The sequence below is a fragment of the Kribbella sp. NBC_00662 genome, assembly GCF_041430295.1.
Classification (GTDB): domain Bacteria; phylum Actinomycetota; class Actinomycetes; order Propionibacteriales; family Kribbellaceae; genus Kribbella.
The window spans coordinates 6,567,200-6,583,396 of the sequence record NZ_CP109029.1 but is presented as its reverse complement, the minus strand read 5'-3'; the positions used below and the strand labels follow the sequence as shown (position 1 = coordinate 6,583,396).

Genomic DNA, 16,197 nt, shown 5'->3' with positions numbered 1-16,197 from the left:
TCCGTTGGCGTCACATGGTCGGCGTTGGACCAGACCGAGGGGGAGCGCGTTCTTGACCTGGCGGCCGAACGAGTCGCCGCGACGCCCAGGGCGGTCCCCGGGTACCTCAGGGCGCTCGAGCGGCTGCCGTCACCGCAGGCCGAGGAACGCGTAAGAGCCGTTGGCGCCCTTGTGACGGAGGACACCGACGATCACAAGGCGACGTTCGTGGCCAGGGCGCCCTGGACTGCCTCGCTTGCCGCTGGGACGTAGCCGAAACGCTGGCGGCCGACCTCACAGACTCCGGGAGTGCGCTCGAGGAAATCGAGAGCGCACGATCTGCGGCCGCGAGTCCGACAACTGTGCTTGAGCGCACCTTGCTCGAAACCGCTGACAGCTCACTCAAGGGCCTCACGGGCTGGGCCATCCAGATGGCTCACAGCGACGAGTGCGAAGAGGCTCTTGCCCAGTTGCTTGCTGCCGTCACTGATCCGGACTTCCAGGAACCGCGCTTGAGGGTGCTCGGCGATTTCGCTCCCTGCGCCGTACCGCTCCTGCTTGCCACGGGAGGCACGGTCGCCCTCGACAAAATGGTCGACGCTTTCGCCGACCTCGACGAGCGCCCCCGCGAGGCAGCCGCACTCTCCGCCGCCAACTGATTCCGTGTGCGGGTAGTCGGCAGCAATTTGGTTGTTGCAGGCAACCTGTCCCAGAACCACAAAAGCGGCACCGGAGTGCCGCTTGCTTGGGGTGAAGCGAGTGTTTCAGTGTCCGAGGGGGGACTTGAACCCCCACGCCCCGCGAAGGGCACTAGCACCTCAAGCTAGCGCGTCTGCCTATTCCGCCACCCGGACGAGTGGTCTGCACCGGGGTGCGGTGCCGACCGGAGAACAGTAGCAAACTCCAGGGGTGGAATTCACATCGGGCGGGTGGGGGTGGTGACGGAGTGTTGGGGTGGGGGTAGTTTCGGGTTCAAGGAGAAGGGTGGGGTGGGATGACGGAGATCGAGCTGGGTGCGATCGAGGCGGAGCGGGACCGGATCCGGAGTGCGTATCTGAAGCCGGGCGGGGTCAGTTCGGCGCGTGGGTTGCATCACACCGCGTTGTTGTGTGCGGATGTCGAGCGGACGGTGAAGTTCTACCAGGACGTGCTCGGGTTCCCGTTGACCGAGATGGTCGGGAACCGGGACTACGAGGGCTCGACGCACTTCTTCTTCGACATCGGGAACGGGAACCTGCTCGCGTTCTTCGACTTCCCCGGGCTCGACCTCGGGCCGTACGCCGAGGTGCTCGGCGGACTGCATCACATGGCGATCTCGGTCGAGCCGTCGCGGTGGGAGCAGCTGAAGGAGAGCCTGACCGAGCACGGCGTCGAGTTCCAGGAGGAGAGCGGTACGTCGATCTACTTCCGCGACCCCGACGGCGCGCGGATCGAACTGATCTCGGATCCGCTCGGGGAGATGTACGGACTGAAGGTTCTCTGAACCGGCCCGGCTGCTGAGCCGTTGACCCGGTGAAGCGTCGGCGGGATCCTCGTCTCGGGGTGAGACCGGCGTCGGACCGAGTCTCGGGGCGGTGGGGCGGCGATGGGGCAGCGAAGTCCGTTGGTGACGTTGGCGGCGACGGCCGTCGGGCTCGTCGCGTTCCTGGTGGTCAACAGCACCCAGACCGGCAACCCGACGACCGCGAGCAACCCGGCGCCGACCGCGACGCCGCAAGGGACCGTCATCCCGTCGGAGTCCCCGACGACGCCCCCTCCGACGGTGCCGCAGACACCGACCAAGCCCGCCTCGACGGCGCCGGCCAAGCCACCCGCGGTCTATGCAGGACGGACCAATGAACGTGAAGCCTCGTTGGCGATCGCGACCAAGGGCGAGCGAGCCGCGGCGTATGTCTGCGACGGCCGGAGCCTGGAGGCCTGGCTGGTCGGCACCTACCGCAACGGCCAGCTCGTACTCCGCTCGAAGTCCGGCGAACGCCTGACCGCCGCCATCACCAACAACACCGCCACCGGCACCTTCACCCTCAGTGGTCGCACGCTGCGATTCGCGATCGGGAAGGCCGGCCCACCAGCCGGCCTCTACCGCGCGCGGAACTCCACCAGCACCATCGGCTGGATCGTCCTGCCCGACGGCAAGCAGGTCGGGGTGGACAACGACGGTACGCCGGCCCCGGCCCCGCCGCTCGACACGACGACCCGCGCCGCGAGCGTGAACGGCGTACCCGTGACCGCCCGAGCAATCGTCGGAGATGAGACGTTCTGATGAGCACCGCACAGGTCCAGCACGCGACCAGAGTCGCGGTACCGCTGTCGGTCGGCGCCGCCGTAGCGGTCGCGCTCGGCGTCTACGGCCGCCTCCACGACCCAGCCGGCGTCGCGATCAACCTCGCCGGCTTCTCCAGCTTCCAGTCGGTGAAGACCTGGCTCACGACCATCGCTCTCCTTTTCGGGATCGTCCAGCTGATCTCGGCCATGTCGCTCTACGGCCGCCTGCCCACCCGCCCGTGGGTCGGGCCGCTCCATCGCTGGTCCGGCCGCGTCGCCGTTGCGTTCACGCTCCCGGTGGTCGCGCACTGCCTCTATGCACTCGGCTTCGAGTACGGCGAACCGCGCGTACTGATCCACTCCCTCCTGGGCTGCTTCTTCTACGGCGCGTTCGTCGCGAAGATGCTTACCCTCAGCCGGACAGACGCCCCCAAATGGCTCCTGCCCGTCGTCGGCGGGGCCGTGTTCACGGCGCTGGTCGGTCTGTGGCTGACCTCGTCGCTCTGGTTCTTCACCACGTTCGGAGTGATCCGATGACACAGCAACCAGGCCGTCGCGCAGTGCTGGCCGTCGCTCTCGGAGCGACAGCCGCGGGCTGCTCGAAGTACGGCGAAAGCTCGAGCACCCCATCGCAGACCGCGCCGGCGAACGCCGTACTCGGCAAGACCGCGGAGATCCCGGTCGGCGAGGGGAAGATCTTCGACCAGAACCAGGTCGTCGTCACGCAACCGGTGAAGGGGACGTTCAAGGCGTTCAGCTCGACCTGCACCCACCAGGGCTGCCAGGTCACGACTGTTGCCAACGGCACCATCGACTGCCCGTGTCACGGCAGCAAGTACTCCGTGAAGGACGGCTCGGTCGTGGCCGGACCGGCCCCGCGTCCGCTGCCGCCGAAGCAGATCACGATCTCCGGCGACTCGATCACGCTGGTCTGACCAGACCTGAGGATGCCCTGAGCGCGAACGTGGGAGAGGATGGGCCCCATGACGAACCTCAGCGACCGTCCGTCGTACACCCCCGACGCCGAGGTGGTGGAGCTCTGCAGTGAGCTGATCCGGATCGACACCACGAACTACGGCAACGGCAAGAGCAACGGGGAGCGGGTCGCGGCCGAGTACGTCGCGGCCAAGCTCGACGAGGTCGGGATCGAGTCGACGATCTACGAGTCGGAGCCGGGGCGCGCGACGCTGGTCGCCCACTGGGACGGCGAGGACCAGAATGCGGACCCGCTGCTGGTGCACGGCCACCTGGACGTCGTACCGGCCGATCCGAAGGACTGGAAGGTCGACCCGTTCTCCGGGGAGATCTTCGACGGCTGCGTCTGGGGTCGCGGCGCGGTCGACATGAAGGACTTCGACGCGATGGTGCTGTCGGTGGTCCGCGCCCGGCAGCGCGCCGGCGTGAAGCCGCGGCGGCCGGTCCGCCTCGTGTTCACCGCCGATGAAGAGGCCGGCGGCGTGTACGGCGCGCAGTGGCTGACCAACAACCACCCCGACACCGTCGCGGATTGCACCGAGGGCATCGGCGAGGTCGGCGGTTTCTCGATCACGGTCAAGGACGACCTCCGGCTGTACCTGATCGAGACGGCTGAGAAGGGCATGAACTGGATGCGCCTGAAGGCCCGCGGTACGGCGGGTCACGGGTCGATGGTGAACAACGACAACGCGGTGACCAACCTGGTCGAGGCGGTGACCCGGATCGGCGGGCACGAGTGGCCGCTGCGGGTCACGCCGACGGTGCGCGAGTTCCTGAAGACGCTGGAGGATGTGCTCGAGGTCGAGCTCGACCCCGACGACATGACCGCGACGCTCGCCAAGCTGGGCACGTTCAGCCGGATGTTCGGCGCCACGATCCGCAACACGTCGAACCCGACGATGCTGAACGCCGGCTACAAGGTCAACGTGATCCCCGGCGACGCCGAGGCGCATATCGACGGGCGGTTCCTGCCCGGGTACGAGGACGAGTTCTTCGCGACGATCGACGAGCTGCTCGGCGACAAGGTGCAGCGGGAGACCGTCGTACAGGACATCGCGCTGGAGACCGAGTTCAGCGGCGGGCTGGTCGAGGCGATGAAGGCGTGCCTGGCAGCCGAGGATCCGCAGAGCCGGACCGCGCCGCTGCTGATGTCGGGTGGCACGGACGCCAAGTCCTGGAGCCGGCTCGGCGTGCGGTGCTTCGGATTCGTGCCGCTGCAGCTGCCGCCGGACCTGGATTTCATGGGGATGTTCCACGGTATCGACGAGCGCGTGCCGACGTCGGCGCTCGAGTTCGGCTCGCGGGTGCTGGACCGTTTCCTGGACCAGGCCTGAGCTCGGACCGGCGGCCTGAGAAGCTAGGTGCGTGATCGCAGACAACGCCACTGAGGAGCTCATCCGGCTGCGCAGCAGCATCGACAACATCGACGCCGCGCTGATCCACCTGCTGGCCGAGCGCTTCAAGTGCACCCAGCAGGTCGGTGCGCTCAAGGCCAGCACCGGGATGCCGCCGGCCGACAAGTCCCGTGAACAGGCGCAGGTCGCTCGGCTCCGCGCGCTTGCGGCCGAGTCGGGTCTCGACCCGGTCTTCGCCGAGAAGTTCCTCGCCTTCGTCATCGCCGAAGTCATCCACCACCACGAACGCCTCGCCGAGGCGCGCCCCGCGGACTAGCTGGTCCGGATGACCGTCGGTACGGCGAGCAGGCCGGAGTTGAGGTAGTCGGCGGCGTGTCCGACGTGCTGGAGGTCGAAGCGGTGACCGAACTCTGCGGTGACGTCTTCTGCCGCTTGAAGGAGGTGCTGGTCGGCGGAGAGTGCGTTGGCGGCGGTGTTGTGTACGACGACGCGCAGTACGTTGACGCCTGCGTGTGCGGCGTCGGTGATGTCGACGCGGTACGGCGGGGCCCAGAGGCTGCCGCAGCGGGTGTCGTTGAGGTAGATCTCGGCGGCGACGCCTACCGGCGGGGTGATGAGCGCGCGGTAGGAGTTGGGTGGGAGGTAGGGCTCGCTGTCCGCGTCGACCGGTGTGCCGGGACCGAAGTCCAGGAAGAGCCGGCCGTCGGTGTCGGGCAGGTGGAGCTCGGTTCGGTAGGCGGCGGAACCGGAGTAGGTCGCGAGCTCCGGGGTGTCCTCCCAGCGGTGCGGGATGGTCACCGGACGAACGTCGTTGTCGAAGGCAACCGACCAGGCGCCCAGGATCGCTTCGACGGGTTCGAAGGGTTGGGCAGCTTCGGCGGATTGGCTGGTGCCGACCAGGACGGCTGACTCGTAGGGGTGCAGGGTGAGGGTCTGGATGACCTCGATCGACGTGCCGGTCCACCGTTCCATCGGCCGGTCGGTCGTGAGAGCGCGTGGCTCGGGGCCGGTGTTCGCGACAAAGTACACGTCGCCGTCGTCGAGCCTTCGATGGACGACTCCGACGTCTTCGGGCGGAGTGAGCGGTGCCGGCGGGAGGTGCTCGGCAAGAGTGGCGAGGTCGGTGACGACCGTGCCGCCCGAGGTGCGGACCGCATCCAGCCAGCGCGCGGTCTCCGGAGGCGTGGTGGTGCCTTCGGGTACGACGACCAGCGGGACGTCGGCGGGATCGACAATCGAGACGGCGTCGTCGTCGATCAAGTCGAAGTCGAGACCGGCCTCGCGGATCGTCCGCGGGATGCTCTCCGGGATCAGGCGCCGGACGACGCGGTACAGGTTGTTCGGCTCGCTCACGCCGGTCTCGGCGTACGCGTCGGAGGCCGGGATGTAGACCTTGACCGGGCGCACCGGCGTACCTTGCTGGAGCAGCCAGGAGAGTCGGTGGAGTGAGGCGAACAGATCGGTTGCCGCCGGCCACCACGGGTTGCGGTCGTCGAGAGCGCCGGCCGCGTAGAAGATCCAGCCGAGGCCGGGGCCGTTCGACGGCGAGTACGGCCAGCCGTGGCCGATGAGCTGGTTGACGCCTGACAGGAAGTGCTCGTGCGCCTCACCCTGGAGATCGAGCGGCGTCGCGCGGAACGACGGCGAGTGCACCCAGGTCCAGACCTCTGCCGACACGACTGACCGGCCGTAGATGCCGGCGGCCGACGACGCCCACCGCGTCTCCGGGATCCGCGTCCAGCCCCACCCCTCACCCTCGAAGATGTCCGCGAACCGGTAGCTGCTCATCGTCGCCGGCGGCTCGCCGTAGCTCTGGATGCGGAACGGTACGCCGTGCCCGGCCGCCCACCGCTGGAACACCTTCAGGAAGTTGTCCTCGTACAGCTCCGACAACGTCCGCCCGAAGTCGATCCGCAGCTGCCGCGACCCGTCCGTGTCGACGAGCAGTTCATACAACCGCGGCCGCAGCTCGTACCCGCGCCGCTTGACGAACTCGTCGAAGATCCCCGGCGTCCAGTCCGCGCCGTACACCTCCAGGCTGTCGCAGAACACCGATCCGAGCAGTTCCGGAGTCGCTGCCTGCAGCAATGGCTCCGCGACGCGGCGGATGTGCTCCGACGCGGCGGCCGCCGAGTAGTGGTCGAGCGTGTGCCCCTCGGCGCCGGCAGCGGCTCGCTTCACCTGCTGCCCGGTGACACGCGACGTGGCGATCAGGACCTGACGCGGTTGACCGCCGGCCGGGACGTGGATGATCCGGTCGCGCACCGGCACCTCGACGTACGACGACCCGTCGCCCAGGAAAGCTGCAACGAACTCATCACCGGGCCAGGCAGCCACGACCGGTACGTCGTACGCCGCCCCGCCGATCTCCCGGCGATCCCAGTGCAACTGCCGCGCGGCGTGCTCGGGCCCGATGTGCCCGCCGCCGTACGACCAGCCGCTGCCCAGCGTCACGTCGAACCGCAGCCCGAGCGAACGCGCCGTCCGCGCCGCGTGTCCGACCAGCTCGAGCAGCTCCGCGGACCCGAACGGCGCCGTCACCGGCCCCATCGGATAGACGAACGCGACCTCGACCCCGCCCAGCCCGGCGGCGGCCATTGCCTGCAGCTCCCGGTCGAGCTCGTCGCGCGTGACCGACGGTCCGAACCACCACCAGCGCATCATCGGCCGCCCCTCGGGCGGCGGGTTCCGGAACTGTCGTCGTACGTCGTCGACGGTCGCCATACCCTTCACCCCACAGCGGAGATGACCAACGGTCAACGACGATGACCACTACCGGTCAGATTTGCTCACGCCTGACGTCAGCAGGTACTGACCGACGGCGTACGTCGACATCGTCAGCGCGCCGCGCCCGGGAAAATCCCGCCCGGACATCCGCAGCGCGATCAACGCGTCCGAGACCAGGAACAGCGCCCCGCCCACACCGCTCCGCGAGTTGTGCCAGCGGGACGCCACCGCAGTTGCCGTGAGCAACAACGCGTACGCCGCCACCGGCACCCGCCGGCCACCGAGCCCAGGGGACAGTACTGCGATCAGCGCCGCCCACAACGCCGCGTACGCCGCGAGCACCCGCCAGGACCGCTGCGCCGGATTGGCGAGAAACACCGCGAGATAACACGCATGTGCCGCCGCGAACGCCGCCATCCCTGCCAGCTGGGCATCGGTCTCCAACAGCAGGTCACCGGCGGCCGCCGCGAGCAGCGCCGCCTGGATCATCGGCGGAGCGTCCTGGGTCCGCGACCATTGCCAGAGCAACGGCATCAGCGTCACCTTGCTGGCCTGCTTGAGGATGTTGACATCAAAGGCGACGGCGGCGACCTGCACGACCGTCGCACCCCAGAAACCCGCCAACACCCGCCGGCCACGTGCCAACCGCCCCAGGTTCATGTCCCCGAGTCTGCCTGCTCCCGGCCGCCGACTCACCGGTGTTCACGACAAGTTCAATGTGGCGCGGAGTTGGGGGAGGTGCCGGATCAGGGCGCGCGGCGGCGTCGGGGTGGTGACGACGGAGAGGGTGAGGCGGTAGGCGAAAGGGGAGGAGGCGAGATGTTCGCCGGCGCGGAGCTCGGTGGCAAGGGCGCTGCGTGGGACGAGAGCCAGGTGGGAGCGGCGGCGGGCGATGGCGACGGTCGTGCTGAGCGTGACGCCGCGGCGCGGGATGGCGCCGAGGGCGGCGAGCCGGGCGTGGATCTCTTCGGTGCCGCGGTCGTAGGTCGAGAACACGATGGGCCGGTCCTTGAGCGGCTGACGGCCGCGGCCGGGCGGGCGGGCGCCTGGTGGGACGAACAGGACGAGGTCGTCGCGACCCACGCGCCGTGCGACGGCGCCACGGGGGAGTGTCATCTGCTCGGCGATCGCGATGAACGCGGCATCCATCGTGCCTTCGGCGACGCGGTCGACCAGGAACTGGCCGTGGTCGACCTGCTGCTGGATCTCGAGCTCGGGCAGGTCGGAGTCCAGGACCGGGAACAGGATCGGGGCGAGACTCGCGAACGTGCCGATCACGAGCTGCTGACCCACCGCGGCCGCGCGGGTGGCGTCGTACACCTCCTCAAGGTGGCGGAGGATGTGGTCGGCGCGGCGGCCGAGCTCGGCGCCGGCGGGGGTCGGGCGAGCGCCACGAGTGTCGCGCTCGAAGAGCTTGGTGCCGCAGAGGCGCTCCAGACGGGCCAGCCGTTGTGATGCCGAGGGCTGTGAGATGCGCAGCTCACGTGCCGCGGTGCCGACCGCACCGGTGCGGGTGACGGCCTGGACCAGCCGTAGATCCTCGACCGAGGGTAATGAAGCCATAGGTTCAGCCTATGGCAAGCAGTCAAGACTGAGCGGCTACCTGCGAAGGGCTGGAAAGCCAAGAATCAAAGGCGTGAAGGCGAGATTCGAGGCGCTGGCGCTGCTGGCGGGCAGCGGTACGGCCGACTTCGCCATGCGCATCACGCAGGTCGCCCTGCCGTTGGTGATCCTGCGGGAGACGGGATCGGTCGGAGCGACCGGGCTTGTCGGCGGCGCGGCCGGCGTACCCATGCTGTTGTCGCCGTGGTGGGCGCGGAAGGCACGGCAGTGGGTCGACTCCGGACCAAGGCTCGCGGTCGTCGCGCTGGTGACGGCGATCGCGTTGGCCTCGGTCCCGGCCGCGGCAGAACTCGGTTTGCTGACGCCGGAGTTGCTGGTGCTGAGCGGTCTGATGCTGGGCTGCGGTACTGCGTTGTCGGACCCGGGCCGGTCCGCGCTACTCGCCGACACAGGGGATCGGTGGGGCCCGGATCGCGCGGTACTCCTGCTCACGTGGCAGGACGGCCTTCGCCGTGTCGGCATGCTGATCGGACCGACTGTCGGTGCGCTGGCGGTGTCGGCCGGATTCACCAATCAGCTGCTGTGGATAGAGGCGGTAGCTGTCGTAGGCGCAGGGCTCCTCGCCTGCACGGTGCCCGCACGGCGAGTGGCTGTTACAACGGTCGAGGTCCCGTCCATCCGCGGCAGTCTGAAGGGCCGTCCGGAGGTCCTTTACGGCTGGCTGATCCGCGGGACAGGGTGCGTGACCTGGTTCGCGTTCACCTTGGGGTTGTCGGTGCTGGGGGAGCAGCGCGGCCGGCCCGGGATCTATTTGGCTGCAGGCATGACGGGGTACGGCGTGGGCTCGCTGATCGGGACCGCCATCTCGCTGGCCGTCGTACGCCGGATCCCACCCGTGGCCTGTGCTGCCGTCGCCTGGTCCTGGTGCGGACTGTGCTGGATCGCCATGGGCCTGTGGTCGACGCCGGCCGTGGTCGCGGTCGCGGGGGCGTTCTCAGGCGTGACGGTCGTTGTCGGGATCGCCGCCATCTCGGTCATCATCACGAGATCGTCGGCGGGCGCAGAGCGGCGTACGTTGCTGAGCGGACAGGCTGTCGTGGTCAGCGCGAGCAGTTCGGCGGGGCTGCTGGCCGGCGGACCGATCATCGCGACGGTCGGCGCACAGGTGACCCTGGTCGGCGCCGGGACGATCACGGCGTTAATCGCTGGACTCGTGCTGCTTCGGTGCCAGACTGCACTACATGCCAGGGATCGTGATCACCACGTTGGCCGAGCGGCCTGAGTACCTCGAGCGGATGTACGAGTTCGCCGACACCTGGCCGAAGTTCATGTTCAACGACCCGATCGGCAACGCGCTCATGGGTCAGGTGGCGTCGAACTTCCCGGACCAATGCCTGGTTGCGACCGAGGACGGTGAGCCGGTCGCGCACGGCCGGAGCATCCCGTTCGTCTACCCGGACGAGAACCGCACCAAGCTCCCGGCCGACGGCTGGGACCGTGTCCTGCAGTGGGGTTTCGCCGACAAGCGCAACGGTCGCGAGCCGAACGTTTCGAGCGCCCTCGAGATCCTGATCCGCCCGTCGTACCAGGGCCGCGGCCTGTCCCACGCGATGCTCGACGCGATGCGCCAGGCGGTCAAGGCGAAGGGCCACACCACCCTGTACGCCCCGGTCCGCCCGAACGGGAAAGCCGACCCGCACCAGCCGATGACCGAATACATCGACCAACTGCGGCCCGACGGTCTACCCGAAGACCCCTGGCTGCGCGTCCACGTCAAAGCCGGCGGCAAGATCATCGAGGTCGCGCCACGGTCGATGGTCATCGCAGGCACGCTGGACGAGTGGCGTGCTTGGACCGATCTCCCGTTCGACACGACGGGCGATGTCGTCGTACCGCAGGCCCTCGTCCCGATCCACTGCGACGTCCGGCACAACCACGCGGTGTACGTCGAGCCGAACGTCTGGGTCCAGCACGACCTCTAGCGCGCGAGGCGGCTGAGGAGAGCCGAGGCGGCGCAGATTCCGGCGATGGCGGCGACGATCAGGACGGCGAAGTCGAGCAGGTAGTTGGTCGGCTGGCCGATGAGGAGACCGCGGAGTGCGCTCACCTCGTAGGTCAGGGGATTGGCATGACTCAGCACCTTCAACCAGCCCGGCATGATCGCGATCGGGTACAGCGCGCTCGATGCGAAGAACAGCGGCATCGTGATCGCCTGCCCGATCCCCATCAGGCGGTCGCGGCGCAGTACCAGGCCGGCGATGGTCATCGACAGGCAGGAGAAGAACGCCGCACCCAGTACGACGACCACGAGCACCGCCAGCAGCTTCAGCGGGTTCCAGGTCAGGCTGACGCCGAGCAGCGCGGCGACGATGATGACGACGATCGCCTGCGAGATGGTCCGGACGCCGGCCGCGAACGCCTTGCCGGCAACGAGTGCGGAGCGCGGGCTCGGGGTGACGAGGAGCTTGGTGAGGATGCCGGCGTCGCGTTCCCAGATGATCTGGATGCCGTAGAAGATCGCGACGAACAGCGCGGACTGGGCGATGATGCCCGGCGCGAGGTAGTCGAGGTACGGGACGTTGCCGGTCGGGATCGCACGGATCCGGCTGAACGTCTGGCCGAAGATCACCAGCCAGAGGATCGGCTGGATCGCGCGGGTGATCAGCTCGGTCCGGTCGTGCCGCAGTTTCTGCAGCTCGACCAGGCAGAACGTGCCGATCCGCGACAACAGCCGGAGCGCCGCTCGCGGCCTCGAATCAACCCATGCGCTGGGCGGTGCGACGGGTGCCACGGACATCGCGCAGGCCTCCCTTCTCCGAAGCCGCGAGGCTTTCGCCGGTGTGGTGCCGGAACACGTCCTCGAGGCTCGCCTCGGGACCGAGCTCGGCCTTGAGATCAGTCGGGCTGCCGACGGCCCGCAGCCGGCCGAGATGCATCAGCGCAACCCGGTCGCAGAGGATGTCGGCCTCTTCCATGTAGTGCGTGGTGAGCAGCACGGTCATCCCGTACTTCTCCTGCATGTCCTGCACCCGCGCCCACACCGAGTCCCGCGCGACCGGGTCCAGCCCGACCGTCGGCTCGTCCAGTACGAGGAGCGCCGGACGGTTGACCAGCGCCTGCGCGAGCTCGAGCCGCCGCACCATGCCGCCGGAGTACGTCGACGCGAGGCGGTCAGCCGCATCGGTCAGATCGACGATCTCGAGTACTTCGGCCACGCGGGCCGCCCGTTCACGCCGCGGTACGTCGAACAGCCGGGCGAACCAGGACACGTTCTCGCGACCGGACAGTGCTCCCTCGATCGACAACTGCTGCGGGACGTAACCGAGCAGGCGGCGTACCGACATGGCGTCGCTGCGCACGTCGAGGCCGAAGACGCGGACCGTCCCGGACTGCGGTGGATAGAGCGTGTTGAGCACCCGGAGGGTCGTGGTCTTGCCGGCGCCGTTCGGCCCGAGGAGGCCGAAGCACTCACCGGGGGAGACGGTCAGATCGAGGCTGTCGACCGCGAGATGATCCCCGAACTTGTGACTCAGCCTGATGATCTCGGCAGCCGGCGCCGGCTGTGCTGCGGTGTCTGCACTCATATGCCCTCCTTGACGTCCTGCTCGGATGGGGTGAGCCGCTCAGCGAGTACGCCGAGAACCGGTAGCGCGGCTCGCAACGCGTCACGGTCGGCGGGATCGAGTCCGTCGAGGGCCTCGTTGACGACAGCAGCTCGGCGGTCGCGCCACGCCTCGACCTGCTCACGGGCCGGCTCGGTCAAGGTCAGGCGGGCGATCCGGCGGTCGCTCGCGTCCGACGTACGCAGCAGCATGCCGCGCTCGGTGAGCTGACCGACCAGGGTCGACACCGTGTTCGGGACGAGGCCCAGCTCGGCCGCCGCCTCGGCGACGGAGATGCCGGGATTGCGCCGTACGAGCCGGATCAGCTCCGCCTGGGAGCCCGTCAGGGTGCTGAGCGCCAACGGGCGGCCGGCGGATCGGCGGAGGCGACGGCGCACCAACCCGATCGCAGCCAGCAGGTCCTCGGCGAGCGTCTCGGTCACGCTTCCGAGAATACCTCTGTCGCAGAGATATTTCACCGACAGAACCCCGACGAATCCTCGGATCGATCCACACGGTGCGGGAACACGTGCGGGCGTCGTTCGACAAGGTCGGCGTCGGGAGCCGACGGGAACTGGTGAGCGCGTTGCTCAGAGGGTCCGCATCACGCGGATGATGCGGCGGCGGAGCCAGACGCGGCGGGTGCCGTCGGGATATTTGCGCAGACGGGCAAGCTCCCACCCGCCGTACTCCGCGTGCTCGGTGAGCAGCCTGCGCACCGCACCGCGGGACTCCGTCCTGGACACCTCGAACTGCTGCAATTCGTATTCGGCCATCCGCACCTCCACCTACCGGAACACCAACAGCCTCAAGAAACATCCTCCAACGCCGCCGAAATCGCGGGCGGCAGGGTGAGTTCCTCTACTCCCAGCACCGACTTCAATTGCAACGCAGTCCGGGCTCCGACGATGGCCGCCGACACGCCGGGCCGGTCCCGCACCCAGGTCAGTGCAACCTCGAGCGGGGTCCAGCCGAGCCCGTCAGCTGCCCGGGCAACCGCTTCCACGATGCCCGAAGACCGAGCGTCGAGATAGGGGTCGACGAATCTGGACAGATGCTGAGACGCCGCCCGCGAGTCCGCCGGGATGCCGGTGCGGTACTTCCCGGTCAGCACGCCGCGGCCGAGCGGGGACCACGCGAGGATCCCGATCCCGAGGCCGGCGGCGGCGCGGAGCGCGTCCACCTCGGCGTCCCGGGCGAGCAGTGAGTACTCCACCTGGTTCGACACCGGGATCGCCCGGCCCGGCCACGCCTGCTGCCAGGTGACGGCCCGGGCGGACTTCCAGCCTGCGTAGTTCGAGATTCCGACGTACCGCACCTTGCCGGAGTTGACCGCGTGGTCGAGCGCGGAGAGCGTTTCCTCCAGCGGCACGTCGTCGGACCAGGTGTGCAGCTGCCAGAGGTCGATGTGGTCGACGTTCATCCGGCGCAGCGAGCCCTCCAGGTCGCGCAGCAGCGCGCCGCGGGACGTGTCGGTGATCCGCTCACCCCGGCGGACGCTGAACCCGGCCTTGGTCGCGATCACCAGGTCGTCGCGGTCGACCACGTCGCCGAGCAGTGACCCGATCAGCAGCTCGCTGTCACCGTCGCCGTACGCCGCGGCCGTGTCGATCAGCGTGCCGCCCGCGGAGACGAACGCCGCCAGCTGCTCGCGCGCCTCGTGCTCGTCGGTGTCCCGGCCCCACGACATCGTCCCCAGGCCGAGCCTGCTCACCGCCAGTCCACTGTGACCGAGATAGCGCTGCTGCATGAGCCGAGCCTATTGCGGGCCACCGACAACCTCTCGCTAGGCTCGCCAGTCATGCGACTCGGACTCAACATCGGCTTCGTGTACGGCGGCGACGATCACCTGGACCACCTGAGGCTGGTGAAGGAGGCCGAGGCACTCGGTTTCGCGGTCACCTGGGCCGCGGAGGCATACGGCTCGGACGCGGCGACGCTGCTCAGCTGGATCGCCGCGCAGACCACCACGATCGACGTCGGCGCGGCCGTCTTCCAGATCCCGGCCCGGACGCCGGCCATGACCGCGATGACCGCGGCCACCCTGGACCGGCTGTCGAACGGCCGGTTCCGGCTCGGTCTCGGCGTGTCCGGGCCGCAGGTTTCGGAGGGCTGGCACGGCGTCCGTTTCTCTCAGCCTCTGCTCAGGACCCGTGAGTACGTTGACATCGTGAACGCCGCCCTGAGGCGCGAGACCGTCGCGTACGAAGGGAAGTACTTCACGTTGCCGCTGCCCGACGGGCCGGGCAAGGCGCTGAAACTGACCGTGCGGCCGATCCGCGACCACGTGCCGGTGTACCTGGCGGCGGTCGGTCCGAAGAACCTCGAGCTGGCCGGCGAGATCGCCGACGGCTGGCTCGGCATCCTGAACGATCCCGGCTTCCTTGGAGAGCAGTTGAACCACATCAAGACGGGCCGTGCGGTCCGTCAGCAGGACCTCGACGGCTTCGACGTCGTGGTCAACACCCCGCTGATGACGGGCGACGACCTGCAGGTCGCGGCCGACCCGGTCCGTGGGTACGCCGCGTTGTACATCGGCGGCATGGGCAGCCGGGAGAAGAACTTCTACAACGCGCTCGCGGTCCGGATGGGGTACGCCGAGGAGGCCAAGCAGATCCAGGACCTGTACCTGGACAAGAAGCACCGCGAGGCGATGGCCGCCGTACCGTTCGGGTTCCTGGACTCGATCTCGCTGCTCGGCTCGAAGGAGCGGATCGCGGACAAGCTCACGGCGTACGCCGAGGCCGGGGCGACGACTGTCGCGCTGACGCCGTTCGCGTCGTCGGTCGAGCAGCGGATCGCCGATCTGCGCACGGCCGCGGAGGCGCTGGAGCTGGCCGGGGTCGCCGGCTGATGACGATCTGGGACTCCATCATCCTCGGCATCGTCGAGGGCCTGACCGAATTCCTGCCGGTCTCCAGCACCGGGCATCTGACGATCGTGTCGAAGATGCTCGGCCTGAAGATCGACGACCCGTCGATCACCGGCTTCACCGCGGTGATCCAGGTCGGCGCCATCGCCGCGGTCGTCTTGTACTTCTGGAAGGACATCTCCCGGATCGCGGTCGCCTGGGTGCGCGGGCTGGCGAAGCCCGAGCACCGCGGCGAGTTCGACCACCGCATGGGCTGGTACGTCATCGTCGGCTCGGTCCCGATCGTGATCGTCGGCTTCCTGGCTCGGGACCTGATCTCCGGCCCCCTCCGCAGCCTGTGGTGGGTCGCCGCCGCGCTGATCGGCTGGTCGGTCGTCATGGTCGCCGCCGAACGCGTCGGCACCAAGGAACGCCCGTTGACCCGCATCACGTTCGTGGACGCGCTCGTCATGGGTCTGGTCCAGTGCCTGGCGCTGATCCCAGGCATCTCCCGCTCCGGCGCGACAATCTCCGCCGGCCTGTTCCGCGGCCTGGACCGAGTTGCCGCCACGAGAATCTCGTTCCTCCTGGGCATCCCCGCCCTGGTAGGCGCCGGCGTCTACGAACTGAAAGACGCCCTCCACGGCAACGTAGGCGCCGTCCCACTCCTCGTCGGCACCGTCGTCAGCTTCCTCGTCGCCTACGCCTCGATCGCCTGGCTCCTCCGCTTCGTAGCCAAACACACGATCGAGGTCTTCGCCTTCTACCGAGTCCTACTAGGCATAGTCCTGGTAATCCTCCTGGCCACCAGCACCATCACCGCCACCTGACGCGCATCCCTCCGCCCGCGGGCCGACCAGCTCGCTCGCGTGCGGGGGAT

At 68.6% G+C, this 16,197-nt stretch carries 19 protein-coding genes and 1 tRNA gene; 11 read left to right on the top strand and 9 right to left on the bottom strand.

What is annotated here, in order from left to right:
- Window positions 1-341: 341 nt before the first annotated feature.
- Window positions 342-638: a hypothetical protein gene (locus tag OHA10_RS32580; RefSeq protein WP_371402594.1), complete on the top strand. Its 297-nt coding sequence runs from the start codon at window positions 342-344 to the stop codon at window positions 636-638.
- A gap of 109 nt (window positions 639-747) precedes the next feature.
- Here the strand turns inward: OHA10_RS32580 and OHA10_RS32575 are convergent.
- A tRNA-Leu gene (locus OHA10_RS32575) sits at window positions 748-833 on the bottom strand.
- A gap of 140 nt (window positions 834-973) precedes the next feature.
- Here OHA10_RS32575 and OHA10_RS32570 point away from each other — a divergent pair.
- The 6 genes from OHA10_RS32570 to OHA10_RS32545 all read left to right on the top strand — a co-directional run bounded on the left by OHA10_RS32570 (window position 974) and on the right by OHA10_RS32545 (window position 4,890).
- The gene (locus tag OHA10_RS32570; RefSeq protein WP_371402593.1) at window positions 974-1,462 is read left to right on the top strand and encodes a VOC family protein; all 489 of its coding nucleotides are present in this window, start codon (window positions 974-976) and stop codon (window positions 1,460-1,462) included.
- 102 nt (window positions 1,463-1,564) lie between these two features.
- Complete coding sequence (locus OHA10_RS32565; RefSeq protein WP_371402592.1) at window positions 1,565-2,242, top strand: hypothetical protein; 678 nt, start codon at window positions 1,565-1,567, stop codon at window positions 2,240-2,242.
- Window positions 2,242-2,781 carry a DUF6529 family protein gene (locus OHA10_RS32560; RefSeq protein WP_371402591.1) on the top strand — a complete coding sequence of 180 codons (540 nt, stop codon included), beginning with the start codon at window positions 2,242-2,244 and terminating at the stop codon, window positions 2,779-2,781. The genes OHA10_RS32565 and OHA10_RS32560 overlap by 1 nt, the downstream gene beginning before the upstream one ends.
- On the top strand, window positions 2,778-3,179 hold the full coding sequence (locus tag OHA10_RS32555) for a Rieske (2Fe-2S) protein (protein ID WP_371402590.1): 402 nt from the start codon (window positions 2,778-2,780) through the stop codon (window positions 3,177-3,179). Before OHA10_RS32560 ends, OHA10_RS32555 begins: the two co-directional genes overlap by 4 nt.
- 48 nt (window positions 3,180-3,227) lie before the next feature.
- On the top strand, window positions 3,228-4,553 hold the full coding sequence (locus tag OHA10_RS32550; RefSeq protein ID WP_371402589.1) for a M20/M25/M40 family metallo-hydrolase: 1,326 nt from the start codon (window positions 3,228-3,230) through the stop codon (window positions 4,551-4,553).
- A 31-nt stretch (window positions 4,554-4,584) separates the two neighbouring features.
- Entirely contained in the window at window positions 4,585-4,890 is a 306-nt protein-coding gene (locus OHA10_RS32545; RefSeq protein WP_371402588.1) for a chorismate mutase, read from the top strand.
- Here OHA10_RS32545 and OHA10_RS32540 read toward each other — a convergent pair.
- Genes OHA10_RS32540 through OHA10_RS32530 form a run of 3 tightly spaced genes read right to left on the bottom strand, consistent with a single transcriptional unit; the run spans window position 4,887 to window position 8,864 of the window.
- On the bottom strand, window positions 4,887-7,298 hold the full coding sequence (locus OHA10_RS32540; protein WP_371402587.1) for a glycosyl hydrolase: 2,412 nt from the start codon (window positions 7,296-7,298) through the stop codon (window positions 4,887-4,889). The two genes, OHA10_RS32545 and OHA10_RS32540, sit on opposite strands and share 4 nt — an antisense overlap.
- Window positions 7,299-7,346: 48 nt before the next feature.
- On the bottom strand, window positions 7,347-7,961 hold the full coding sequence (locus tag OHA10_RS32535; protein WP_371402586.1) for a lysoplasmalogenase family protein: 615 nt from the start codon (window positions 7,959-7,961) through the stop codon (window positions 7,347-7,349).
- 42 nt (window positions 7,962-8,003) lie between these two features.
- Entirely contained in the window at window positions 8,004-8,864 is an 861-nt protein-coding gene (locus OHA10_RS32530; protein WP_371402585.1) for a LysR family transcriptional regulator, read from the bottom strand.
- 73 nt (window positions 8,865-8,937) lie between these two features.
- On the opposite strand from OHA10_RS32530, the gene OHA10_RS32525 reads away from it, so the two are divergent.
- Both OHA10_RS32525 and OHA10_RS32520 read left to right on the top strand, forming a co-directional pair.
- Window positions 8,938-10,146: an MFS transporter gene (locus tag OHA10_RS32525; RefSeq protein ID WP_371402584.1), complete on the top strand. Its 1,209-nt coding sequence runs from the start codon at window positions 8,938-8,940 to the stop codon at window positions 10,144-10,146.
- A complete protein-coding gene (locus OHA10_RS32520) occupies window positions 10,106-10,846 on the top strand; it encodes a GNAT family N-acetyltransferase (protein WP_371402583.1) in 741 nt (246 codons plus the stop codon). The genes OHA10_RS32525 and OHA10_RS32520 overlap by 41 nt, the downstream gene beginning before the upstream one ends.
- Here the strand turns inward: OHA10_RS32520 and OHA10_RS32515 are convergent.
- From OHA10_RS32515 to OHA10_RS32495, 5 genes are all read right to left on the bottom strand, one after another.
- Complete coding sequence (locus OHA10_RS32515) at window positions 10,843-11,661, bottom strand: ABC transporter permease (protein WP_371402582.1); 819 nt, start codon at window positions 11,659-11,661, stop codon at window positions 10,843-10,845. The two genes, OHA10_RS32520 and OHA10_RS32515, sit on opposite strands and share 4 nt — an antisense overlap.
- Window positions 11,621-12,448: an ABC transporter ATP-binding protein gene (locus OHA10_RS32510; RefSeq protein ID WP_371402581.1), complete on the bottom strand. Its 828-nt coding sequence runs from the start codon at window positions 12,446-12,448 to the stop codon at window positions 11,621-11,623. Before OHA10_RS32510 ends, OHA10_RS32515 begins: the two co-directional genes overlap by 41 nt.
- Complete coding sequence (locus OHA10_RS32505; protein WP_371402580.1) at window positions 12,445-12,909, bottom strand: MarR family winged helix-turn-helix transcriptional regulator; 465 nt, start codon at window positions 12,907-12,909, stop codon at window positions 12,445-12,447. The genes OHA10_RS32510 and OHA10_RS32505 overlap by 4 nt, the downstream gene beginning before the upstream one ends.
- A 147-nt stretch (window positions 12,910-13,056) precedes the next feature.
- Window positions 13,057-13,242, bottom strand: coding sequence for a DUF5703 family protein (locus tag OHA10_RS32500; protein WP_371402579.1), 186 nt, complete (start codon window positions 13,240-13,242; stop codon window positions 13,057-13,059).
- 32 nt (window positions 13,243-13,274) lie between these two features.
- Complete coding sequence (locus OHA10_RS32495) at window positions 13,275-14,216, bottom strand: aldo/keto reductase (RefSeq protein WP_371402578.1); 942 nt, start codon at window positions 14,214-14,216, stop codon at window positions 13,275-13,277.
- Between the two features lie 51 nt (window positions 14,217-14,267).
- Here OHA10_RS32495 and OHA10_RS32490 point away from each other — a divergent pair, with 51 nt between their 5' ends.
- Both OHA10_RS32490 and OHA10_RS32485 read left to right on the top strand, forming a co-directional pair.
- Complete coding sequence (locus OHA10_RS32490) at window positions 14,268-15,320, top strand: LLM class F420-dependent oxidoreductase (protein WP_371402577.1); 1,053 nt, start codon at window positions 14,268-14,270, stop codon at window positions 15,318-15,320.
- The gene (locus OHA10_RS32485) at window positions 15,320-16,147 is read left to right on the top strand and encodes an undecaprenyl-diphosphate phosphatase (protein ID WP_371402576.1); all 828 of its coding nucleotides are present in this window, start codon (window positions 15,320-15,322) and stop codon (window positions 16,145-16,147) included. Before OHA10_RS32490 ends, OHA10_RS32485 begins: the two co-directional genes overlap by 1 nt.
- The last annotated feature ends 50 nt before the right edge of the window (window positions 16,148-16,197 follow it).